This is a genomic window from Thermosphaera sp., from assembly GCA_038827615.1.
Classification (GTDB): domain Archaea; phylum Thermoproteota; class Thermoprotei_A; order Sulfolobales; family Desulfurococcaceae; genus Thermosphaera.
The window spans coordinates 281,100-302,327 of record JAWBNK010000001.1; the positions used below are offsets into that span (position 1 = coordinate 281,100).

22 protein-coding genes and 3 tRNA genes are annotated in these 21,228 nt (G+C 44.4%); 14 read left to right on the forward strand and 11 right to left on the reverse strand.

All coding sequences use genetic code 11. From position 1 onward, the window contains the following. Positions 1-86: 86 nt before the first annotated feature. From QXH45_01710 to QXH45_01735, 6 genes are read left to right on the forward strand one after another with little or no spacing between them, the layout of a single operon-like run. A complete protein-coding gene (locus QXH45_01710) occupies positions 87-989 on the forward strand; it encodes a sugar ABC transporter permease (protein MEM2077964.1) in 903 nt (300 codons plus the stop codon). Then, entirely contained in the window at positions 986-1,825 is an 840-nt protein-coding gene (locus QXH45_01715) for a carbohydrate ABC transporter permease (GenBank protein MEM2077965.1), read from the forward strand. Before QXH45_01710 ends, QXH45_01715 begins: the two co-directional genes overlap by 4 nt. 5 nt (positions 1,826-1,830) lie before the next feature. Continuing rightward, positions 1,831-2,928 (forward strand): ABC transporter ATP-binding protein, encoded by a 1,098-nt coding sequence (locus tag QXH45_01720; GenBank protein MEM2077966.1) that lies wholly within the window; start codon positions 1,831-1,833, stop codon positions 2,926-2,928. Between the two features lie 14 nt (positions 2,929-2,942). Next, positions 2,943-4,055, forward strand: a complete 1,113-nt coding sequence (locus QXH45_01725; protein MEM2077967.1) for an ABC transporter ATP-binding protein — start codon at positions 2,943-2,945, stop codon at positions 4,053-4,055. Next, on the forward strand, positions 4,048-4,329 hold the full coding sequence (locus QXH45_01730; protein MEM2077968.1) for a hypothetical protein: 282 nt from the start codon (positions 4,048-4,050) through the stop codon (positions 4,327-4,329). Before QXH45_01725 ends, QXH45_01730 begins: the two co-directional genes overlap by 8 nt. Positions 4,330-4,381: 52 nt before the next feature. After that, complete coding sequence (locus QXH45_01735; protein MEM2077969.1) at positions 4,382-5,614, forward strand: Gfo/Idh/MocA family oxidoreductase; 1,233 nt, start codon at positions 4,382-4,384, stop codon at positions 5,612-5,614. An 11-nt stretch (positions 5,615-5,625) separates the two neighbouring features. Here the strand turns inward: QXH45_01735 and QXH45_01740 are convergent, their stop codons facing one another. The 6 genes from QXH45_01740 to QXH45_01765 form a co-directional block, all read right to left on the reverse strand. Continuing rightward, entirely contained in the window at positions 5,626-6,849 is a 1,224-nt protein-coding gene (locus QXH45_01740) for a hypothetical protein (protein MEM2077970.1), read from the reverse strand. Between the two features lie 2 nt (positions 6,850-6,851). After that, positions 6,852-7,751: an ABC transporter permease gene (locus QXH45_01745; GenBank protein MEM2077971.1), complete on the reverse strand. Its 900-nt coding sequence runs from the start codon at positions 7,749-7,751 to the stop codon at positions 6,852-6,854. Beyond that, positions 7,748-8,815, reverse strand: a complete 1,068-nt coding sequence (locus QXH45_01750; protein MEM2077972.1) for an ABC transporter permease — start codon at positions 8,813-8,815, stop codon at positions 7,748-7,750. The genes QXH45_01745 and QXH45_01750 overlap by 4 nt, the downstream gene beginning before the upstream one ends. Continuing rightward, positions 8,805-10,331, reverse strand: a complete 1,527-nt coding sequence (locus QXH45_01755) for an ABC transporter ATP-binding protein (protein MEM2077973.1) — start codon at positions 10,329-10,331, stop codon at positions 8,805-8,807. Before QXH45_01755 ends, QXH45_01750 begins: the two co-directional genes overlap by 11 nt. A 54-nt stretch (positions 10,332-10,385) precedes the next feature. Continuing rightward, positions 10,386-11,621 (reverse strand): BMP family ABC transporter substrate-binding protein, encoded by a 1,236-nt coding sequence (locus QXH45_01760; protein MEM2077974.1) that lies wholly within the window; start codon positions 11,619-11,621, stop codon positions 10,386-10,388. A 58-nt stretch (positions 11,622-11,679) separates the two neighbouring features. Further along, positions 11,680-11,793, reverse strand: a tRNA-Met gene (locus tag QXH45_01765). A 124-nt stretch (positions 11,794-11,917) separates the two neighbouring features. On the opposite strand from QXH45_01765, the gene QXH45_01770 reads away from it, so the two are divergent. The 3 genes from QXH45_01770 (at position 11,918) to QXH45_01780 (ending at position 14,918) form a co-directional block, all read left to right on the forward strand. After that, positions 11,918-12,547 carry a DUF973 family protein gene (locus QXH45_01770; GenBank protein MEM2077975.1) on the forward strand — a complete coding sequence of 210 codons (630 nt, stop codon included), beginning with the start codon at positions 11,918-11,920 and terminating at the stop codon, positions 12,545-12,547. A 180-nt stretch (positions 12,548-12,727) separates the two neighbouring features. Then, entirely contained in the window at positions 12,728-13,684 is a 957-nt protein-coding gene (locus tag QXH45_01775; protein ID MEM2077976.1) for an ABC transporter ATP-binding protein, read from the forward strand. Then, complete coding sequence (locus QXH45_01780) at positions 13,665-14,918, forward strand: ABC transporter permease (protein ID MEM2077977.1); 1,254 nt, start codon at positions 13,665-13,667, stop codon at positions 14,916-14,918. The genes QXH45_01775 and QXH45_01780 overlap by 20 nt, the downstream gene beginning before the upstream one ends. Positions 14,919-14,944: 26 nt before the next feature. Here the strand turns inward: QXH45_01780 and QXH45_01785 are convergent, their stop codons facing one another. After that, entirely contained in the window at positions 14,945-15,115 is a 171-nt protein-coding gene (locus tag QXH45_01785; GenBank protein ID MEM2077978.1) for a hypothetical protein, read from the reverse strand. Between the two features lie 125 nt (positions 15,116-15,240). Here QXH45_01785 and QXH45_01790 point away from each other — a divergent pair, with 125 nt between their 5' ends. After that, positions 15,241-15,462 carry a hypothetical protein gene (locus tag QXH45_01790; protein ID MEM2077979.1) on the forward strand — a complete coding sequence of 74 codons (222 nt, stop codon included), beginning with the start codon at positions 15,241-15,243 and terminating at the stop codon, positions 15,460-15,462. A gap of 34 nt (positions 15,463-15,496) precedes the next feature. On the opposite strand, the gene QXH45_01795 is transcribed toward QXH45_01790, so the two are convergent. Further along, a tRNA-His gene (locus tag QXH45_01795) sits at positions 15,497-15,597 on the reverse strand. A 186-nt stretch (positions 15,598-15,783) separates the two neighbouring features. On the opposite strand from QXH45_01795, the gene QXH45_01800 reads away from it, so the two are divergent. Together QXH45_01800 and QXH45_01805 are read left to right on the forward strand one after the other, a co-directional pair. Continuing rightward, positions 15,784-16,581: a BtpA/SgcQ family protein gene (locus QXH45_01800; GenBank protein ID MEM2077980.1), complete on the forward strand. Its 798-nt coding sequence runs from the start codon at positions 15,784-15,786 to the stop codon at positions 16,579-16,581. Further along, entirely contained in the window at positions 16,578-17,525 is a 948-nt protein-coding gene (locus QXH45_01805; protein ID MEM2077981.1) for a carbohydrate kinase family protein, read from the forward strand. The genes QXH45_01800 and QXH45_01805 overlap by 4 nt, the downstream gene beginning before the upstream one ends. 12 nt (positions 17,526-17,537) lie before the next feature. On the opposite strand, the gene QXH45_01810 is transcribed toward QXH45_01805, so the two are convergent. From QXH45_01810 to QXH45_01820, 3 genes are all read right to left on the reverse strand, one after another. After that, positions 17,538-18,434 (reverse strand): hypothetical protein, encoded by an 897-nt coding sequence (locus QXH45_01810; GenBank protein ID MEM2077982.1) that lies wholly within the window; start codon positions 18,432-18,434, stop codon positions 17,538-17,540. 71 nt (positions 18,435-18,505) lie between these two features. Continuing rightward, positions 18,506-19,174, reverse strand: coding sequence for a DUF47 family protein (locus QXH45_01815; protein MEM2077983.1), 669 nt, complete (start codon positions 19,172-19,174; stop codon positions 18,506-18,508). After that, positions 19,171-20,196, reverse strand: a complete 1,026-nt coding sequence (locus QXH45_01820; GenBank protein ID MEM2077984.1) for an inorganic phosphate transporter — start codon at positions 20,194-20,196, stop codon at positions 19,171-19,173. Before QXH45_01820 ends, QXH45_01815 begins: the two co-directional genes overlap by 4 nt. Positions 20,197-20,307: 111 nt before the next feature. Here QXH45_01820 and QXH45_01825 point away from each other — a divergent pair. Further along, positions 20,308-20,381: transfer RNA gene (locus tag QXH45_01825), tRNA-Thr, on the forward strand. Between the two features lie 42 nt (positions 20,382-20,423). Further along, positions 20,424-21,227, forward strand: coding sequence for an inositol monophosphatase family protein (locus tag QXH45_01830; GenBank protein MEM2077985.1), 804 nt, complete (start codon positions 20,424-20,426; stop codon positions 21,225-21,227). The last annotated feature ends 1 nt before the right edge of the window (position 21,228 follow it).

Genomic DNA, 21,228 nt, shown 5'->3' on the forward strand with positions numbered 1-21,228 from the left:
TATATATTTATCAAGATGATAATTTTATTAAACGATTCAGTAATAAATAATTTTCAGGTCCTGAAGATTAAAGAGGTGTCTTAATTGTGAAGTCTTCAATTAGACGAGGTAAAATAATCAACCCTTGGGTTCTCATTTTGCCATCTTTCCTGATACTTTTGGTATTTAATATTTTCCCACTCATATGGAGCCTTGGTATATCATTTCACAGATTTTCAATTATAATTAGGGAGACGCCGAGATATGTTGGAGGTTACAATTACATAACAATCTTATCCAGTCCAGAGGCTTGGGACCGTATAATACGTACCGGCTCATTCCTGATTTACTCCCTTCTCTTCCAATTCAGCATCGCGCTGGTCGTTGCACTGTTGATGTTTGAAGATTTCAAGGGCAAGAGGATCATGCTGACGGTTTTCATGATTCCACTAATGATAGCTCCAATCGCGTCTGCCCTTTTCTTTAGATACTTGTTTGATGAAAATCTTGGACCAGTCAACAATTTCCTTCAATCAATTCTCGGAACCCGAGTTCTGTGGTTCAGCAATGAGATAAGTCCCCTAGGTATTCCCTATTCCCTGCTCACTGTGATATTGGTGGAAACGTGGATTTGGACTCCGTTCATTACTTTCCTCTTGGTGGCTGGGATAAGCTCTATACCACACGATTTAATAGAACAAAGCCGGGTTGACTCGCTTAAATTCATTCATAAATTTAGGTACGTAATTCTTCCATACATCAAACCTATGCTTGCGATAGCGCTGATATTCAGATTCATGGATGCGTTGAAAACTTTCGACTCAGTATATGTTTTAACGGCAGGAGGACCTGGCTCAACAACAGAGCTGATCTCGGTATACATCTACAAGCTTGCCTTTGAGAGGTGGGATTTTGGATCAGCCACTGCTATGAGCTATCTCGTATTAGTTGTGGTCATATTCATGACGAATGTCTTCATGAGGTACGTGCTAGGAGGTGAGAGGGAATGAAGAACTATAGAAGGGACACGCTCATTTACAGGTTGAAGAGATTTCTGAAAATGAGTGTACTAATAGCGATCATTGCAGTATACATCATGCCAATTTATGGTATGTTCAACCTAGCCTTCCGCTCCAGGGCCGAGATGTTTGCAAACTTCTTCCTAATTACACAACCTACTTTGGAAAACTTTGTAGAGGCTTATCAGTATGGTGCGTACTCCGCCATTGTAAACTCTATTGTGATCACGGCAGGAGGAGTGGGCTTAGCTCTCGGGTTATCAATTCTAGCGGCTTATGCCTTTTCCAGATTCAATATAAAAGGGAAAAACCTGCTAATGTTCTACATTCTTTCAACGAGAATGATGCCTCCAATTACACTGATCATACCCATATTCATAATGTATTATACCTTAGGATTGAAGGGAACTTACGTGGGCTTAATCCTAGTATATGGAATGATGGCTCTTCCATTGTCCGTTTGGATGACGAAGAGCTTCATAGATGATATTCCAAAGGATATCGATGATGCAGCAGTATTGGATGGTCATTCAACGATGTATATATTATTTAAAATAGTTTTACCGATGGTTGTCCCTGGGATTGCTGCTTCAGCGGCCTTCGCCGCGATTACGATATGGAATGAGTTCCTTTTTGCACTACTACTCAGCGGAATAGATACAAAGCCGACATCGGTGTTGTTGAGCAGTATTAGGGGGGAGAGAGGCTTCAATTGGGGAAGAGTAGCGGCGATCGAAGTAATATACATTCTCCCGATCATAATTCTAGTATTTTGGCTTCAAAAACACATGTTGCGGGGATTGACTTTTGGGACTGTGAGGAGGTAATTTCATTGGAGAAATCGATCATGGTTACCAATATTTCTAAAGAGATAAGGCGGAAGAAAATTCTAGACGGTGTATCTTTCGAAGCGAAAAAGGGCGAGCTAATAGTTATCCTGGGTCCACCCGGGTCTGGAAAAACGACCCTACTGAAGATCATAGCTGGTCTCGAGAAACAAGATGCTGGAAGTGTTTTCATCAATGGAGTCAAAGTGGATGAATTACCACCCTATGAAAGGAAAATATCCATGGTTTTCGAGACCTTGGCACTGTACTCCAATATGACAGTCTTCGACAATATCGCTTCGCCCTTGATAGCTGAGAAAAAACCCAAAGAGTATATTGAGAAGAGGGTCCTTGAAATAGCAAGGATACTTAAAATAGAAAACCTTCTTAACAGGAGGGCTGACAAGCTCAGTGGGGGAGAAAGGCAGAGAGTTGCAATTGCAAGAGCCCTGGCCAAAGAAGCCGAAATTTACCTTTTAGACGAACCATTCTCAAACCTCGACGCGAAAATAAGGTACGCTCTTAGAACCGAGTTTAAGAAACTGAAAACGATCTTGGGTAAGACTCTTGTTCTTGCCACTTCAGACCCTCTTGATGCTTTAGCGTTAGGGGATATGGTCGTGTTTATTGATCAGGGAAGAGTCGTCCAAGTAGGTTCTCCAAGGGATGTGTATTATAAGCCGGTTAGATTAGATATTGCACGATACATGACTGGAAAAATACTCAATGAAGTAATATTATCCAAGAGATTCGAAAATGGGGGTGTAGCCGTTACCAGCGACGTTGACGCATCGCTGTCGCAAAGCGTCTACACAACCATCCTAAGCGTTCCGGCTGAAAAAGTAGTAGTAACATCCTACCCTGATTCTACGATTATAGGGAAAACGGTGGGAGAGTGTTCTGGAATAAAGCTCAAAGGAAGGTACTTAGGGTACGAGTACAGGGGTAGCGAGTACCTCGTTTTCGCGGAGAATAAAGGACTTTTGTTCAAGTCCTTAATGTATGAGAAACCCTTGCTGGATTTCAATGAGCCTGTTGAAGTTTGCATCAGTGGTGGGGAATACTCAATTTACGACTACGATAACGGAGAATTGTTGAGGTGAGATAATTGGTCAGCGTGAAAGTAGATAGTGTTTCAAAATCGTTTGGAAACGTTCAAGCCTTGAAAAATGTTTCCCTTGATATAAAAAACGGAGAATTCTTCGCAATACTTGGGCCGAGCGGTTGCGGCAAGACCACTCTTCTAAGGATAATAGCAGGACTCGAGAAGCCTACGAAGGGAAGGATTTTCTTCGATGACTATGATGTAACTGATGTGCCAGCTGAAATCCGCGACGTCTCGATGGTTTTCCAGTTCTATGCTCTTTATCCTACTAGTGTTTACAATAATATTGTTCTACCGCTGAAATCCAGGGGATATAGTAGTGGAGAAGCACACAGACGAACTATTGAAATTGCAGAACTCCTTGGCATCGAACACTTGTTGAATACTCATATTGACAAGCTGAGTGTGGCGGAAAAACAAAAAGTAGCTCTTGCCCGAGCCATAGCTAAGGAGCCTCAGCTATATCTGCTCGATGAACCCCTCACCATATTAGACCCGGTCTCCAGGGTGATCATGAGGGCAGAGTTGAAAAGGATTCAGAGAGAGCTTCATCAAACGATAATCTATGTTACTCATGATCAGATCGAGGCATTAACCCTTGCTGATAGAATTGCCGTAATGAATTTCGGAGTTGTGGAACAAGTAGGTTCACCATATGATGTTTACAATTATCCTGGTTCGGTTTTTGTTGGATGGTTCTTAGGGGAGCCTGGCATGAATTTCGTGGAAGCCAAGATAGAGGGCGAATACTTGAAGGTAGCTGGTAAATCAATAATGAAGGATGGAAGTCTTGAAAAGCTATCTGCGAAGTATGGCTACGAAAGTGTTTTACTCGGTTTTAGAGCGGAGCATGCGAAGATTCTAAAACACCCCGTAGAGATTCCGAGTGAAAAATTTGTTTTGATCGAAGGAGTGGTCAGAGTTCTGGAGTTCATGGGAACTTATTATGTCGTCGACATAGAGTCTAACGATGCTGAGTTTAAAGTGAAGATCGATCCTAAGGGGTTCAATGAGTTATCGTTGAATGAGGGATCTCGGGTCTGGTGTATTATCCCTAAAGAAAGAGTATTACTGTTCGATCCGCACTCAAACAGAAGGTTGGAGCTGGGTGATTGGGTTGGTTAAGCTCACTAGGAGAATTATTGAGGAATTTCTGATACTGTTGGGACTACTCGCTCTTATCTTCATATTCCAGCCTTTTAGCTTGATAATTTACACTGTAGGCTGGATGATGATATTGATATGTACTCTTGTCTACGTTATACTAACGCTTGTTCCAAGTCATGTGAACTCGAGAAAGGAACTCTTTAAAATGTATTTCAGGACTCTTGTGATCGTGGTGGGAGTGGTGCTGGTGTTTCTGGTAGTATCAATAGCTCTAACACCGTATCTCGTGTGAGAACGCATCAAGGTTTTATAGTTTATTCACGAATATATATTTTGGGATGGCAATGAGTGGGAATAATATTCTTAGAATAGGGTTTCTTGGCTCGGGCTTTGTATCAAAATTCCATGCGCGAGCATTGAAGATGGTGAGAGGTGCCGAAATCGTAGCGGTGTATTCTAGAAGACTTGAGTCAGCAAAAAATCTATCCTCTTTCATAGAGTCGTTGGGTTTTAAGAAGCCTAGAGTTTACAATGAGATAACTGATTTCGTTTCCGATAAAGAATTAGACGCCGTATGGATAATGCTTCCTAATAATCTCCATCTCGAAGCCACTAGGATCATAGTGGAAGAAGTATTGCAAGGTAAATCCAACATAAGAGCGATCGCCATTGAAAAACCGCTCGCGCGAAACGTTATGGAGGCGAACGAGATGGTTAAACTTGTTGAAAAAGCAGGCTTATTACACGGATACTTGGAGAATCAAGTGTTCATGCCCTCGGTTGTCAGAGCTAAAGACGTGGTGTGGAATATAGGCGCCAAGTATTCTGGAAGACCATACCTCTCAAGGGCTGCTGAGGAACATTCTGGCCCGCATAATGCTTGGTTCTGGGTTCCTAGCATTTCTGGTGGTGGAGTTTTAATAGATATGGCGTGTCACAGTATAGAAGCATCTAGGTATTTACTGCTGGACCCTAAGTCTCCAAAGAATTCCCTAAGACCTGTTGAGATATTCGGGGAGACAGCATTCCTGAAATGGGTGAAGGAGGAATATCGTGAAGAACTCCGCAGGAGATTCAACATAGACTTTTCAAAGGAGCCTGCCGAGGATTATGCATTAACTATTGTAAAATATGAGGATGAAACCGGCGACATTGTCGTTAGTGAGGCGAGGACTTCCTGGTCTTTTGTGGGAGCGGGTTTAAGGCTCACGTTTGAGATTCTGGGACCAGAATACAGTGCTTCAATTAATACTCTGCAACCCGAGTTATTCACTTTTATAAGCAGGAACATTAGGATACCAGCAAGCGAAGAATTTGTGGAGAAGCAGAATGCTGAACAAGGCTTAATGCCAGTCCTCCCTGATGAAGCTTTCACATACGGTTACCAGGCCGAGGATGCTCACATGGTTGAGTCTTTTCTAGCTGGTAAACTACCTTTTGAAAACTGGTATGACGGTAAGCTTGTGGTTGAGTTAATGATGCACGCGTATCTCTCTGCTGAGAAGGGCGGTAAAGTCCGGTATGATCCGCAACAAGTTGAAAACTATACTCCACTCGTAGCTAGGAGGAAGGTTTAAACCCATACTTTTTAAAAAGAGCTTATTTTTAAATCCAGCATATTCCCTACTGCTTCGAGTTCCCTGCTATGATCTCCAATCAATAATGCGTAGTGATTCCCTATCGGTTCTTTAACCAACATCGTAGGATCCTTAACTTCGACCTTTATTTGAGTCCGACATAGAGAGCGACTCCACTCGTGTGAAGCGATTCTCCCCACACCTATTCTAAGCTCCTTTAAGTCGGAGTCTATTCTAAATATAGTGGCCGGAGCGCCGACTGGGAACTCCACTCTAATACCAACCCCCTCATTCGATTCAAAATGGGTGAACAACTCGAAAGGACCTATTAAGGGGGAAGAACAGTGAGCTATGATCAAACTTCGCCCCTCTATACTTGAAGGATTCCCCATGAATACTGGTTTACCGGTAACCCACGTTCCTATCGCCATTGAAATCAGCAGTGGCACGTCTCCCTCGCAAGATGCTGGGAAACCTTGGGAATTAAGTAGCGATACTGCGAGGCAAGCAGTGGTTCCCGTCGGCTTAATTATATCGAAGCATTTAATACTGAGAGCTTTCAATCCATGATTACTAATGATCCTGTTTAGAGCAACGTAGAGCCTACCTGCTTTCCTGACTTCGCTTACTGGAACATTAACTCTTAGCGCCTTACTCAATAAGTTCTCAACCTCTCCTGCTTCCAAAGTCTTCTCATACTCTTGAATCAACTCGCCGGCCGGGATCTCAACGATTTCTGAACCCAATCTCTCCCTGAGAAGGTTTGGGTCGACCCTACTGTAGACAAGCCAGTCGCTTACTCCTCCGATGAGACCGAACCTCGCTCCTCTAAGTAATTCCAAGACTCTCCCGGCTTTAACGTATGTCTCAACATAATTCACTACTTCGTCAAGAGAGTTAGCCGTCTTTAAGATGTATCTTAATCCAAGTTTTCTAAGATATGATGCGGTTTCAATTGCTGCTGGAAGACTGTTGTATTGATTATGGGATACCAGGATTGCCTTTCTCGTTTTCTCCGCTATTTTCGCTATCGCGTTCTCCGTTCCACCGGTTGCTATTATAATTATCCTAGTGGAACACGTGCCGAGGTTTTCAACACTGTCTGCATCTATTATCCCCTCATATTTCAATGTGGTAAGCGAATTTTTCAGACCCTCGTGTAGACGATTCTCGATTGATTCTGCATAAGATCTACCAAGGACTGATGATGCTACAGTTAGACAAAGATCGGCCAACGCTATTCCCTCTTGTAAGTCTTGCCTACAAACCTTGGAGGTCTCGCTCTTCCGATTACTCCGGCTGTCACGGCTAGGGTGGCTATGTAGGGGAAGGTCTCCATTAAAGGCAATGGTATGATTTCCTTGAGGGGGCTTAACTTTAGCCAACCGATTAGAACCCAGAAGAATCCGAAAAGATAGCTTCCTGCGACTCCCAGGATAGGATTCCAATTTGCAAAATTAACTATGGCAAGCGCAATGAAGCCCCTTCCAGCCGGAAGATTTTTGGTGATAGAAGATAACCAATCAATGGCGAGGAAAGCCCCGGCCAGACCCGTGAAGAGTCCAGTTATTATCGATGCGAGAGTTTGAGTCATCTCGATTCTGATGCCGGCCGACTCTGCGGCTCTGGGTTCCTCGCCGCATGCACGAAGCATTAAACCGTAAGGAGTCTTAAACATTACCAAATACGTAATCAGTGCAAGAGCTATACTGGTTATGAAAAGGGGCGATAAATCGGTCCCTGGGATTTTTGGCACCTTCAAGCTTGCTGGTATGGTGAAATATCCCCTAACTCCCCAAACAGCTTCGATTCCATATGGTACAAAGCCTGCGGCAAACAGGTTTATACCGATTCCACTGATCACATGGTCTCCCTTCAGGTAAGTTGCTATAATGGCGTGAAGCAGTCCGATTACTCCTCCGATCAATATTCCGCCAATGACGCCTATGAATGGTGATTGAAACGTATATGCGAGAACGATTGATACAAAGCCCGATATTAACATTATTCCCTCTAAACCAATGTTGACGATGCCGGCTCTTTCACCCACTATCTCTCCTACAGAGGCCAGTAATAATGGGGTAGCAGCGTAAGATGTTTGAACTAAGATATTAATAATCATTTGCGCATCCATCATTTCTTCTCCCTCCAGGCTTTCAATATTCTAACTAGTCCTGGGATGGCGAGAACCATAATAATTATACCCTGAACAGCCTTAACCATTTCAAGAGGGACCCCGCTTTCTATCTGCATCCCGCGCGAACCCGCAGTCAAAGCTCCAACGAAAATCGCCGCGGGGATTATCGCCAGGGGATGGTTTCGGCCAATCAATGATACAGCCAATCCATCGAACCCCAGCCCTACGAGGTTCGATGCACCGGTTGTTATGGCGTAGTGGGGAGGCCTCCCTGAAACCTCCATTACACCTGCCAGTCCCGCTAATGCTCCAGCGATGAAGAAGGAGTACAGCGTTGACTTCTTAACGTTGATTCCACCATATCTCGCGGCAATGGGGTTCATACCTGTCACTCTTATCTCATATCCTATGCTAGTATGCCACATGATCACATATACGATGAATGTGGCGATGATCGATATTATTATGCCTGCGTATAACTCGGTGCCCGGGACGAGTAGGGGTAGTCGCCCCTCCACGGGGATTTTGATCGTCCTCTGAGGCTCCAAACGGTCGAAGTAAACATAAGTCCTAGCATACTCTACTATCCAGAAGCCAATCCAGTTAAGCATTATAGTCGATACTACCTCGTTCACTCCTCTTTGTGATTTGAGGATCCCAGCTATTGAAGCCCATATGACGGCTAGAGAAACCCCGAGGACAAACTCTGCAAGCAAGTACAAGCCTTCGGGGAGAGGCAGTGAAGCAGCCATGATCGCCCCGAGCGCTGCCATGTAAACTTGCCCCTCTGCCCCTATGTTGAAGACCCCTGCTCTCACGCTCACGGCGAAGGCAAGCCCTGTCAGCAATAATGGTGTTGCAAAACTAAGGGTCGTTGAAATACCGTATAAGTCTCCGAAAGCGCTTTTAAACAATGAAATATAAGCCCGTAGAGGATCGTATCCTCCTAAGACCATTAACGCTCCTGAAATCAGAAATCCCGTTAAAACCGCTATTACGACTTCAACTATATCGTTCTCAACTCTACTTAAATCAGCGTTTTTAAACAAGGATTTAATTCCCATCGCCTCGCACCTCGCTCAACCTGTATCCTCCCATCATTAAGCCAAGCTCCTTTAGGGAAACCTCCTCAGGCCTAACTATACCCATGAGTTCTCCCTTATACATGACAGCAATCCTGTCGCTCAGATCTAGGACCTCGTCGAGATCACTTGAAACTAGAAGGATGGCTTTGCCCTCGTCTCGAAGTTGCAAAAGTAATTTGCGAATATATTCGGTAGCTGCAACGTCTAATCCTCGTGTAGGCTGATTGGCTACTATCAGAGTCGGCGTTTTCGAGAGCTCGCGAGCTAAAACGAGTTTCTGTTGATTTCCCCCACTCAGACTACGAACAGGGGTATAAATGCTTGGAGCAACTATTTCAAACTCGCTTATGATCTTACCTACGTAAGCGAATATTCTGGGATAATTGAAGATGTTGAAAGCTCTATTGTAATCTCTCCTCTTGTGCAATCCGAGAATACTATTTTCCCATAAGTTCATGTCGAGTATCAAACCCATCTTCTGACGGTCCTCAGGTATGTGAGCAAGTCCCATGTTGTACAACTCCAGCGGGTCGGGAGCTAGCAATTCTACCCCCTTGAAAACGATCCTTCCTTTCAAAGGCTTCCTCAAACCGGTTAATGCTTCAACCAATTCTACCTGACCATTACCTTCTACTCCGGCTATTCCAAAAACCTCACCTTCGTGGACTGTGAAGTTAACTCCCTTTACGGCCTCAAGCCCAAGATCGCTTAAGACCCATAAGTCTTCAACTTGCAGTAGAGGCTCTCCCCGCTCTCGCTTACTTTTTTCAATTTTGAGGAAAATTTCACGTCCAACCATTAAACGAGCAAGTTCTTCGGGGGTAGTAGTCTTTGTCTCAACCTCGCCAGCTACCTTTCCTCTTCTCAAGACAGTTACTCTGTCCGTTATACTCAATACTTCTTTGAGCTTGTGTGAAATAAAAACGATGGTCTTACCGATTTGCTTTAGTTTAATCAAACTTTTAAACAGTTCCTCAGTTTCCAAGGGAGTCATATTCGTAGTTGGTTCATCTAGAATTAAAACATCGACTCCACGATATAACATCTTCACTATTTCAACCTTCTGTCTTAATCCCAGTGACAAGTTTTCAACTTTCACATCAAGGGGTACTGTGAGACCGGAGTTTTTCATGACCTCTTCAAGTCTTTCCTCATCGATCATTTTGGATTTCAAGCCTAGGAATATGTTTTCTCTAACCGTGAAGACCGGGACTAGCGCTGGATGCTGGTGAACCATTCCAATACCAACGGATAAAGCTTCTGCGGAATTTTTAAACGAAACTCTCTTGCCTCTCACTATTATGGCTCCATGAGACGGCTTTATGAGTCCCGATAAGATTCTCATTAACGTAGTTTTTCCCGCACCATTCTCTCCTAAAAGCCCATGGATCTCGCCAGGTCTAAGCTTTATGCTTACTCCTTCTAAAGCCCTCACGCCGTCTGGATAAGTCTTCCAAATATCTATCATTTCAACAATATATTCTTGGCTTGACATGGAAACACCGTTGTGAAATCAAATTAAACTTAGAAGGTTAGATTAAAAAAAGATTTAGGCTCCGAGGGCTTGTCTAAATTGTTGAATCTCGGTGGAGTCTAAGGGTATTGCCTTCTCTATGTCTGAGAACTTAACCCCCCTCACTTCTATATCCTTGTTGGTTTTCAACTGGGTTGCCAAGTTTGCGACTTCCTCCCAGATCCAAGAGGGTATTGAGTCTCGCATCGCCTGAACCTTGTTAACTATGTCTGTCTTGTTAACGGTTCTTCCAGCTTGCTCAGCTATGCTTAAGAATGTATCAAGGTCTTCGATGCTACTTATTCCTACGCCCCCCTCGGCTAAGCCGAGCTCAAGGATGCCACCGTATGTTTGGATCTTTCCCTCTCTGTAGTCAAGTGCTCTCTTGACGGCTGTGTAAACGCCAACGTCTACTCTTTTCATCATGCTTGCTATTATGAAGCCTGGTTTAATCCAGTCTTGATCAGCATCTACTCCAATTCCAAACGGGGGTCCTTGCGTAGCTCCACGCGCTACACAATATTCTTCAACGGCTTCAAAGATACCTAATCCAGTAGCACCCGCTACATTGTAGACTAGGCCAGCACCCTGTGCAAGCTGTGCTTGAGTCGCCGTCTTTCCTCCAGCGGGGTCGTCGAAGCGACCCGTGTATGTCCAGAGGATTCTCAGCGGGGTAATATCAGTCCCTGTTCTCTCTGCAAACCGCGTCTCACCGTAACGAATACCCCAGTAGTATCCGGCTTCGAACTTGTATAGCACCGGTATTTCCATTCCTAACACTACTCCCACTGCTGAATAATTATGATAGTGGGCAACCATCGCTGCCAACGCTCCAACGAGAGCGCTTCCCTCGTGCTCCTTGAAGACCACGCTCAGCACATTGGGCTTGTCTACGACGGCGTCTATAATTGCAAACAACTGGTCTGGATACTCGCTTGCAACCTGACTTACAGCATCAGCCATTAGAAATCCAACTGCAACGATCACGACGTACTCGCCGGTCTTAGCTAGGTTTCTGAGGTTCGGCAAGTAGTCAGACTCACTCTTACTCTGAACCTCAACAAGCTTCAACCCGAAGTCTTTCGCTGCCCTATTGCCGCCTAGGTACGCCATATCGTTGAAGCTGAGGTCTCCCCTTCCACCAATATCGTATACTATCCCGATCTTTAACTCTGGACCCACCTGAGTCGTATAATAGTAGTATATTCCCCCTGCTACTACTGCTACAATTACGAGGATCAATAGAAGGGTTGTTCGCGCAATCGCCTTCAACACGACTCACCATGATATAATGTTATCTCCCTCTGGTATAAAACTGTATCTATAGAAATGCCGCCGCCGGGATTTGAACCCGGGGCAACCGGATCTCCCCTGGGCTACTCGACCACGGATCTGCGGAAACCCGTATGAGTCCGGCGCTCTAGCCGAGCTGAGCTACGGCGGCCTCAATCCTTATAATCTGAACCCAGCACCTTATAAATTTCAATCAAAAGGATTTCTCGATTCTCAATCAGTAAGATTAAGAAGCTATATAAACCATGTGGTATGTATAAGTATTGGTGTTGAAAGTGGAGGTTCCCACGTCCCAAAATCCTTTGGAAGCTTTCAAAAGGATGAGGGAAGGAGTAAGGCAAATAATACTTGGATGGGTGGTATTGGGCATCTCCCTGTTAGTATTCTTGATCGCAGTCGTTGGAGCTGGATACGGGGGAGTTAACGGGGGTGGAATTCTAGCTGGGCTCATATTAATGATTGTATTAATGATAGTTGGAGGATTAATCAGCTTGATCGGGCTCTATGGGAAGTTTATTCCCGGAGCGGGCGAGCTAGCGAGAATTGACCAGAGATATTCAACTGGTGTCTCCTTCATGAGAATCGGACTAGTATGGGGTCTCATTCTACTGATATTGGGGGCCATACTGACCCTGCTCGTAATTGGCATTCTCCTAGTACTCGCAGGATACATATTGTTGATCATAGGTTACATTGGACTAGTTATCTTATCCTTTAATCTAAATAGTCTTGAGGGGAATTCCAACTTCATGATCGCAGGCATATTTTATATTATAGGAATATTGATTCCAATCTTCACTATCATAGCATGGCTCCTCCTATATGCTGGATTAGGGGATTGTGTGAAGAAATACTCGCAGGCCCCGCCGTCACCCGCATCCCCTCTGCCTCTACCTCCTGTGTAAATTTTCTCAAACCCCTTCATTTCATCAAACGATTTTTATACACTGTTTCCAAATAATAGTGCCCGAGCTACTTTCATTAACCATCTTAGTAAACCCCCTTCATTCTTCGGATACACCCTTCTAACACTCTGTTGTAAAATTTTATTAGGATGGCGTTTAATTTGAAAACTAAGATGGTTGATGAAGATAGCTGTTAAGGTAAGCGGATTAACGAAAAGATTCGGCGAAAAAATTACAGTTAATAATGTCAGTTTCGACGTAAAATTCGGCGAGGTTTACGGCCTTCTAGGACCAAATGGTGCCGGGAAGTCAACCCTTCTTTCAATCATAATTGGTGTGTTAGAGGCTGATGAGGGGGTCGTTGAAATACTCGGTGGTGAGGCGAAAAACCCGGAAATTAGGTCTAGGATTAATTACTGTCCACAGGAACCCGCTCTTTACGATTCTCTAACTGGCATAGAGAATCTTATGTTTTACTCTGGACTGTATGGAATAACTGGGAGGAGGGCGGTTGAGAGAGCTAGGTATTTAATAAAGAGGGTTGGGCTGGAAGAGTACGCGAACAAGCCGGTAAAAACTTATTCTGGTGGGATGAAGAAAAGGCTGAATCTCGCTGCCGCGTTAGTAAATGATCCAAGTATCCTTATTTTGGATGAACCTACAACAGGAATGGATCCGCAGGTGAGGAGAGAGGTTTGGCAACTACTAAATGAAATCAAGGCCTCAGATAGGGCGATAATATTTTCGACGCATTATATGGATGAGGCAGAGATTTTATCCGATAGAGTAGCAATTATGAATTCCGGCAGAATAATCGCTGAGGGCCGGGCTGAGGACTTAAAGAAGCGTTATGCTCCTAAGCCCGTGATAAGCATTGAGCTTTTCAACCCGAGCGACCAGGATAAGGCAAGAAGTGTGCTGGATAAGTATCTCGAACCGAGAGACATCGTAGTAGTTGACTCCTCTATAAGAGTGTACCATGAGGATCCAGATATCCTCCTACCCCAGATATCTCTAGACTTCTTCAAGAATGGAATCAGAATAGTCTCCGTTAAAATCAATAAGCCAACACTCGAAGATGTTTTCTTAAAGTTAACTGGTAGGAGGATTGATGGAAATGAAGACCAGCGTGATTAAAGCGATTATTGTGAAAGATTTGAAGGAGACTTTTAGAGACAAGACTTTTGTCTTCTGGATGATTGCCTGGCCGCTAATATGGCTGGCTATAACAGCCTACGTTTTCATTCCCCCTGGAGTAGACCAGCCTATGACTATGAGTATTGGACTAGTTAATTACGATACATCCTCAGGTTTTCCAGTCAATGGCTCGATGCTTGTTGAGGCCCTGAAAGAGGCCCAGTATAAGGATGTAAAACTCTTTAATGTGAGAATATATGATAACAAGGTTTCCCTGCTCGAGGACATCAAGAGGGGAAGAATCGACGCGGGCATTATAATACCAGAGGGTTTTAGTGAACTCTTAACGATAGGACAGGCGACTCTAGAGGTTTATGTTGGCGCAAGGAGTGCGCAGTCCACCCAAATCAACCGCTACATGCTGGAAAAGTTTATAGAGGAATTTAGCAAGGCTTCTTCTGAGGAGAAGATCGCCTGGGTTATGAGTTATATTCCAGAGGAATACGCTCACTCAGAGATCGTTGAAAGATTTTTGAAGGGACTGGCGAACCCAATAAATGCGTCCTTCACTGAAGTTTTGCCTGAGGCCTTAATCTCTAGAGAAGCTTGGATCGGCTGGTATACTATCGGAGCCATAGGAATGACTTTTCTTTACAGCGGATTAGCCATGGGTTCCTCTGCGCTTCTAGAGGAAAAGCAGAAAGGTTGCTTGCGCAAGATACTTGCATCGCCGATCACACCATCTGAGTTAATACTTGGAAAGGTTTTATCTAACATTTTATCCCTGTCGATCACATCAATCGTCATAATCATCTCTGGCGTGTTCTTCTGCGGAGCGAAAATTTATTGGAGCCCATTCCGCATAGAACATTGGATAGTGCCAGCGATGTTCTTAGTTCTAGCCTTGTTATCCCTTGGAATGGGCTCAATATTGTCATTAGGGGTTAAGAGCGCTAGAGGAGCTTCAAATCTAGGCGTGTCTCTAGGTTTAATATTAGCTTTTCTAACGGGAATATGGTTTCCCAGAGAATGGTTTCCGGAATGGATGCGTGTATTGGCACATTACAGTCCGGCCACTTGGGCTGTAGACGTCGTAAGGTATGTGATTGTCTTTGAGGCCGAGCCAGGGGAGGTTATCCACTACATTATTGGAGCTGTGCTAGCAGCGGTTGCAGTCCTGTTAATTGGTATAGTAGTTTATGATAGGTCGTTGAGAAAATATCTAGAAAGATAACTAGCAGGATGCTCAATTAAATTGTTTTAGTTGATGAGATGAAAGGGGTAAAAACTTTGGAAGTCCCTGAAAACTATGGATTTGGTTGAAATGTAACCTGCAAAGGGTTGATGGACTACTCCGAAGCCCTGAGAGATCGGCGTCCAATAGTTTTGGATTGATGAGCTAAGCAACAACTCTACCTTATCTACGATCATTGAGCGAGAAGTGCTGAGGGTATTAAGCCCAGCTTGAAACAGTGTTAGTATCTTGAAAGATGACTTCGCATTGGTATGTACTTGGAGATACAGGTATCCATGAGGAGGATAATCGGGGGAGGGGTGTGAGCAGAAAACATCTGAAGCACTGGAGGTGCAATAAGGTTTTTGGTGCAGAAACAGTAGGAGAATATGGCGCTTTTTTCAAGGTGAAAACCACATCGCCGTTGCCTGGTCTACGTGAATTGGGGGTAAGGCGACTGGGAGCGGGTGGAGAGTTGAACCTAGCATGCGAAGGGAGTTTAGCCCTTAATCTCCCCGGAATCCTTTGCACTAAGGAGAGGTGAATAATCTCGGAGGATAGTGAAAATAAACAGTAAGGGCCCGGGCCGGGATTTGAACCCGGGACCTCCGGGTCTCTGCAAGCCCTTCATCGCGGGCTTCCACAGCCCGGCGCTCTATCCAGGCTGAGCTACCCGGGCCACTTTTAACAGGTGCGTGGCCTGGGATCATCATTGCCTACGGCTCTATGCTCGGGCCCTTCATGAGTATGAAGGTTGAAAAGGGCTTATATCTTTATTTATTTCCTCTTAAATCAACTATATAGAGATCGGGTCTGCGGGTGTTACAGAATTACGGACTCATTACTTCCCCGTGTAATCGGGGTCATCCACTTACCAAGGCTTCCTTATACCACGGTTAAAACCCAGGTCGATGTTTCATGGATGGCCGAATTAGCGTCTTCTGAGGCCAGGGCCCTTGAAAGAATCGGTTTTGAAGGAGTTCTAGTTGAGAATTTCGGGGATAAGCCTTACTTAAAGCGGGTTTTAGATCCGCTTGCTCTTTCCGCTATGACTGTCATCGTGAAAAGAGTTGTGGACTCTGTGAAGATCCCCGTAGGATTGAACATACTGAGGAATTCCGGGAGGGAGGCGTACTCGATTGCGTTGACCACTGGTGCCAAGTTTATAAGGGTGAACGCGCTCTCCGAGACAATAATCTCTGACTCCGGCGTGATAGAGCCTGAGGCACCGTTCATGAGGGATGTTCGATTAAACTACCCAGGCGTAATGATATTTGCTGATGTTCTCGTCAAACATGCTGGAAGTTTAACGATTTTGTCATTGAGGGCCAAAGAAACCATTAGGAGTCGTTCTCTCACTACTGCGTTAAAGGATATACTCGAGGATACCGTAGAGAGAGGAGGGGCAGACTCGGTCATAGTTACTGGAGAGAGGACTGGGAAACCTCCTAGCGTTGAAGTCCTTAAGATAATTAAGAAGTATTCTCCGGCTCCTGTATATGTGGGGAGTGGTGCATCAACGCACAATATAAAGTCTCTGATGGAAAATGCTGACGGAGTCATTGTAGGATCATTTATCAAAAAGAATGGCATTGCGGGAAACCCGTTGGATGAGAAGAGAGCTGAGGACTTCATAAGAGCTTTGAGAGAGGTCTTGAAATGAAAGTTGCTGTATTGGGTCATGCACTTGTCGACTATGTTTACCTAGTGGAGAGCATATCCACCATTGATGATGAATACAGAATAATTAGGGATGTAAGGTATCCCGGGGGTTCAGCTTTAAACACGGCTGTGGGCCTTATAAACCTGGGCTCGGAACCTTTGTTGATTGCAAACATAGGAAGCGATGATCGGGGATTGTTCCTCTTAACCTTTCTCAGAGAAAAGGGAATCTCTCTCAGTGGTGTGAGAACGGTAAAGGGAGAAAGCGGCTACTGCATAGTGATAAGAGACGTGATGGGAAACGTTTTACTTTATAGTAAGCTGAATGTCGCGGAGCCTTTGGTTATTGATGATCAAGTAGCATCATTACTGGTTGGCGTTGATCACATTCACGTAACATCTCTTTCAATAGCAAGCCTCAGGAACGCGCTGAGGGTAGTAGAAAATATGGGATTAAGGGTCACCATGTCATGGGATATTGGACGCGTGACGGCGAAAGAGGGCTGGGAGGCCGTTAATCAATATCTTCGATTCTTCGACATAGTCTTTGTGAGTCAGAGGGAACTTGAACATGTTTCTAAAAATATTGGCATAACCGATTTCCTCAAGATTATGAGGAACCATTTTAGGGGTGTTCTCATCGTCAAGAAAGGAAGGAGGGGAATAACGGTTTATTCGAGAGAAGGAAGGATTATCGAAGCCTATTTTTCCCAACCCGTGGTTGTTATAGACTCGTTGGGGGCCGGCGATGCATTTGCATCATGCTATCTTCACCACCGTCTCAAAGGTCTTGATGAAGAAGAAGTAATCAGGAAATCTGTAATTTTCTCGACGTTAAAGGTGGGTTACGAGGGAGGTAGCACGATGCCATTACTTGACGAGTTCGAAAAAGAGTTTAAAAGCCTAAGCGGAAAGGTTGTGGTTAAAAACTTCATGGTTGATTGAATTAAATTTAGATCACGCTAGTTCTTTAACGCCCCAGACTCTCACGCTAACCGGCATTCTCGATACCAGTGGGATTGTCCGCTCTAGATCAGGTAGCGGGCCTTTCACAGCCTTATTATCAATCATCCCCACGAATCCTAATAGGTCTCCTGTTCTCGACACAGGGATTGTGAGGCTTATTCTATTTGCAACATCCCTTATAGTGATCAATCCAAGCTTGAATTTAGCGATATCCTTGAGCGAATCCGTTGAAATCTTAACTATCTCGCTTATACTCCATCCTGGGGATAGATTCTTAGTAGTTATCAAGTCAGATTTGAGCATTAAAATGGCCAAGTATGTCTCATCCAATAGTTTCTCCAACGGATATTCTTCTTCGGGTTTAATGGGCTGGGGCTTGGGCGGCGGAGCCGGCAACTCGGGTTTTGCAGCTGGAACTGCTGGTACGGGGGTTGGTGCGGGAGCCGGCATTACCGGGGGTGGTTTAACGGATACTTTAGGCGGCTTCTCAAACAACTCCACCAATCCAGAGTACAATAAGGATATGAAGTTGTTGCATATCCCTCCTTCCTTTGATTCACAATTTAGATTTACATCGACAATAGAACCCTTGTCTGCAGGTTTGAGGTCAGCCTTCATTACGAAATCGGCTAGTTCACCCACTCCTTTTATCACTATGCTATTGCGTGTTATTGATTCTACTTTTAAGCTGAGATTAAGCTCGCGATCGAAGCCATGGAAAGTCTTTACTTTTGTTGAAAGCACAACGACACCTTCTTTGGTCACGTTGATTTTCACGTTTTTCACGTGCTTGAAGAAAGTTTGAAGATCGTACATGAATCCCAAAAGTGTTGCAGGATCCATTGAAACATTCGTAGTGAATATGACGTAGGCACCAATGATTGGCATTAGGTCCACGCTCCAATATAGTTAAATAATTCTCATCAAAGGAATATAAAGGTGTGAGTGAATGATACTATTTAACTCAATGAGACCGCTATCATTCTAAAGATGTCAGCTACTCTCTCCCCTCTATCAGTAGCCTCCTCTAATGTATCAATGATTTCCTTGGAGAGAATGCACCATTCTATTGATTTAGAATTGCATTTCTTGAGTATGACTCTATAAGCATCGAGCTTCAAGTCATCGACATCCTCTTCCAGCTTCTCAATCTCGTTGGCGTATTCTAGTGTTTCTTGAAAACTCCTTCCGAGGCTTTGGAGGGCGGAGACGATGAGTTCCATTATATGCCGTATTTTTGAAGCCACTGTGGATATGTAGGTCAACATGTATTCATCGATTTCCTCCGAGGCCTCCATTAAAATAAGAATTCTTTTACCTACGGCTTTGCAGTACCCTGCGATTTGATCAATCTGGAGTATAAGACTCATTAAATACTCTCTATCAACCGGATGGATTAAAATCTGGCTTATTTCCTTCATCAACGTCCTTTTCAAAACATCTGCTTCTCTTTCTAGAGAAGATATTTTATAGTAATTTCTACGAAATGCGTCAATGTCGAGGCTCTTAATACTAGCTACGGAGTCTTCAAGGGATTGCGCAGTCTGCAGTACCTTCTGAACATGTGCTAAGTAGTCTTCTATCAACTTTTTCTCTATCTGTTTAGAGGTCCAAAACCAAGTGCTCATATGTACCCCGCTACGAAGCTTAATATTAGATATGTTAGAATGCCCATTATAATGGTTGTGGGGAGGGTTAGTATCCACGACGTAAATATAGAAATGATCGTTGATTTGTCAATTGATGAAACGCTCTTATGCTTAGCTATTCCTACACCTATTATCGAAGATACTGAAGCATGAGTTGTCGATATGGGCATTCCATATCCTATCAGCATAGATGGCAACGTCGTAAATAACCATACAGTTAATGCGTTGGATACCTCAGCCGTCAGGCCTGATTTGTAATCCAGCTTGGTTATCTTAAACGCAACGGTCTCGATGACTCTCCGCCCAATGGTCCATCCTCCAGTTATGATACCGAGCGATCCTATTACGGAGAGGATCAGCATTGACGCGGAGTCTGGAAGACCAAAATATTGGGATGTCACTGACAAGTATACGCCGGTTGCATTAGCCACGTCGTTGGCGCCGAATGAGTATGCAGAGAAGAGGAGTGAGGCGATCATGAATATGCGGATGTATTTTCTGCCATTTTCCGCCTCCTCCAATCTAGATAGTCTCCTCCAAGTTAAACGATAGAGAGAGTAGGAGACGAATATGGCTGTTAGCGGTGATGATAGCCAGCTAAGGAATATGTTGGTCAATACTCCCAGTGATAACTGGGAGAATGGGATTTCATTTCTAAGAACCATGCCAAGCCCTACTCCGATCACGCCCCCCGTGATGCTCTGTGTTGTAGATACTGGCATTCCTTTTATTGTTGCAAGGAGTATCCACGCCCCTCCGGCTATCACTGCGGAGATCGCAGCTATCGCTGTCATAGACGGTATTATCCCTCTTCCAATTGTTTTAATTACGGAATGACCTTGCAGGACAGAGCCGATGAACACCCCGATAGAAAATAAAAGTAGTGCTTCCTTTAAGGATAGTACGCCTGAACCCACTGCGGTGTCTACTGGGTTTGCGGCATCGTTACCTCCTATGTTGAAAGCTATAAAAGCCGCAAGTATGTACCCGATGATAAGCAATATTACATCCATCGTGCCCTGTTTTCATTATCAAAGGAAAGCTTAAAATGTTTAGCGAGACACTCGGTGAGGTAAATGTTTTTAATCCATATAGTTTTAAAAGTAAGATAGGCCGCCGTAGCTCAGCCTGGTGGAGCGCTGCCCTGGTAAGGCAGAGGTCCCGGGTTCGAATCCCGGCGGCGGCTTTTCCACGAACCTTAGAGTTGACCGGGCCACGGGAGATCCTGATGGAAGAGATTGAAGAATTATTTATGCTTGTAAAAAAAGTTGCAGGAAACCTATCTGGCTTGCTGAGAGAACATTACGGAGTCTCCTACTTCTCTGAAAAAATAGGCTATGGAGTCACAGGGGATGTCACTAGGCGAATAGACTTGATAGCCGAGGATTATGCGGTTGAGGAGTTTAGAACTAGTGGTTTGAATGTTTGGGTGGTTAGCGAGGAGAAGGGTCTCTACCGGCTTGTCGAAGAGCCAGAGTATATCGCTCTCATCGACCCCTTAGACGGCAGTCTTAATTTCTCGATCGGAGTTCCACTGGCATCAGTTTCTATAGCATTGTTTCCGAGGGAAGGCCTCAAGAGTGCATGCGTCCCAGAAAAGATGGTGGGGATTGTGGAGAACATTTTCACCGGAGAGTGGTATGGTTTAGCAGGTCGGGAAGTATATGTTAACGGAAAACCACTACCTTCATACCATTACGAACCATCCGGGATAGCGTCAGTATACTTCGACTCAGTCGAAGATTTAAGAAACCTCAACGATGTTTTCAGGAATCGTGGATGGCAGCTGAAGCTTAGGGTATTTGGATCAGCCTCTCTCGAATCCGCGTATGCTTCAGTGGGTAAGATAGAGTATTTCATTTCTCTGACTAGGAAGTTGAGGAATACTGATATAGCCGTAGGATATGCTATCGCTGAAAGGCTTGGGGCAAGCATATCGGGAGATGCCATACCATCTTCCATCTTCTCAGATAGCGTGACAACTGTTGGAAGAGTTGTTATATCCCCGCCCAATAAAAAGCTAATGATATAGT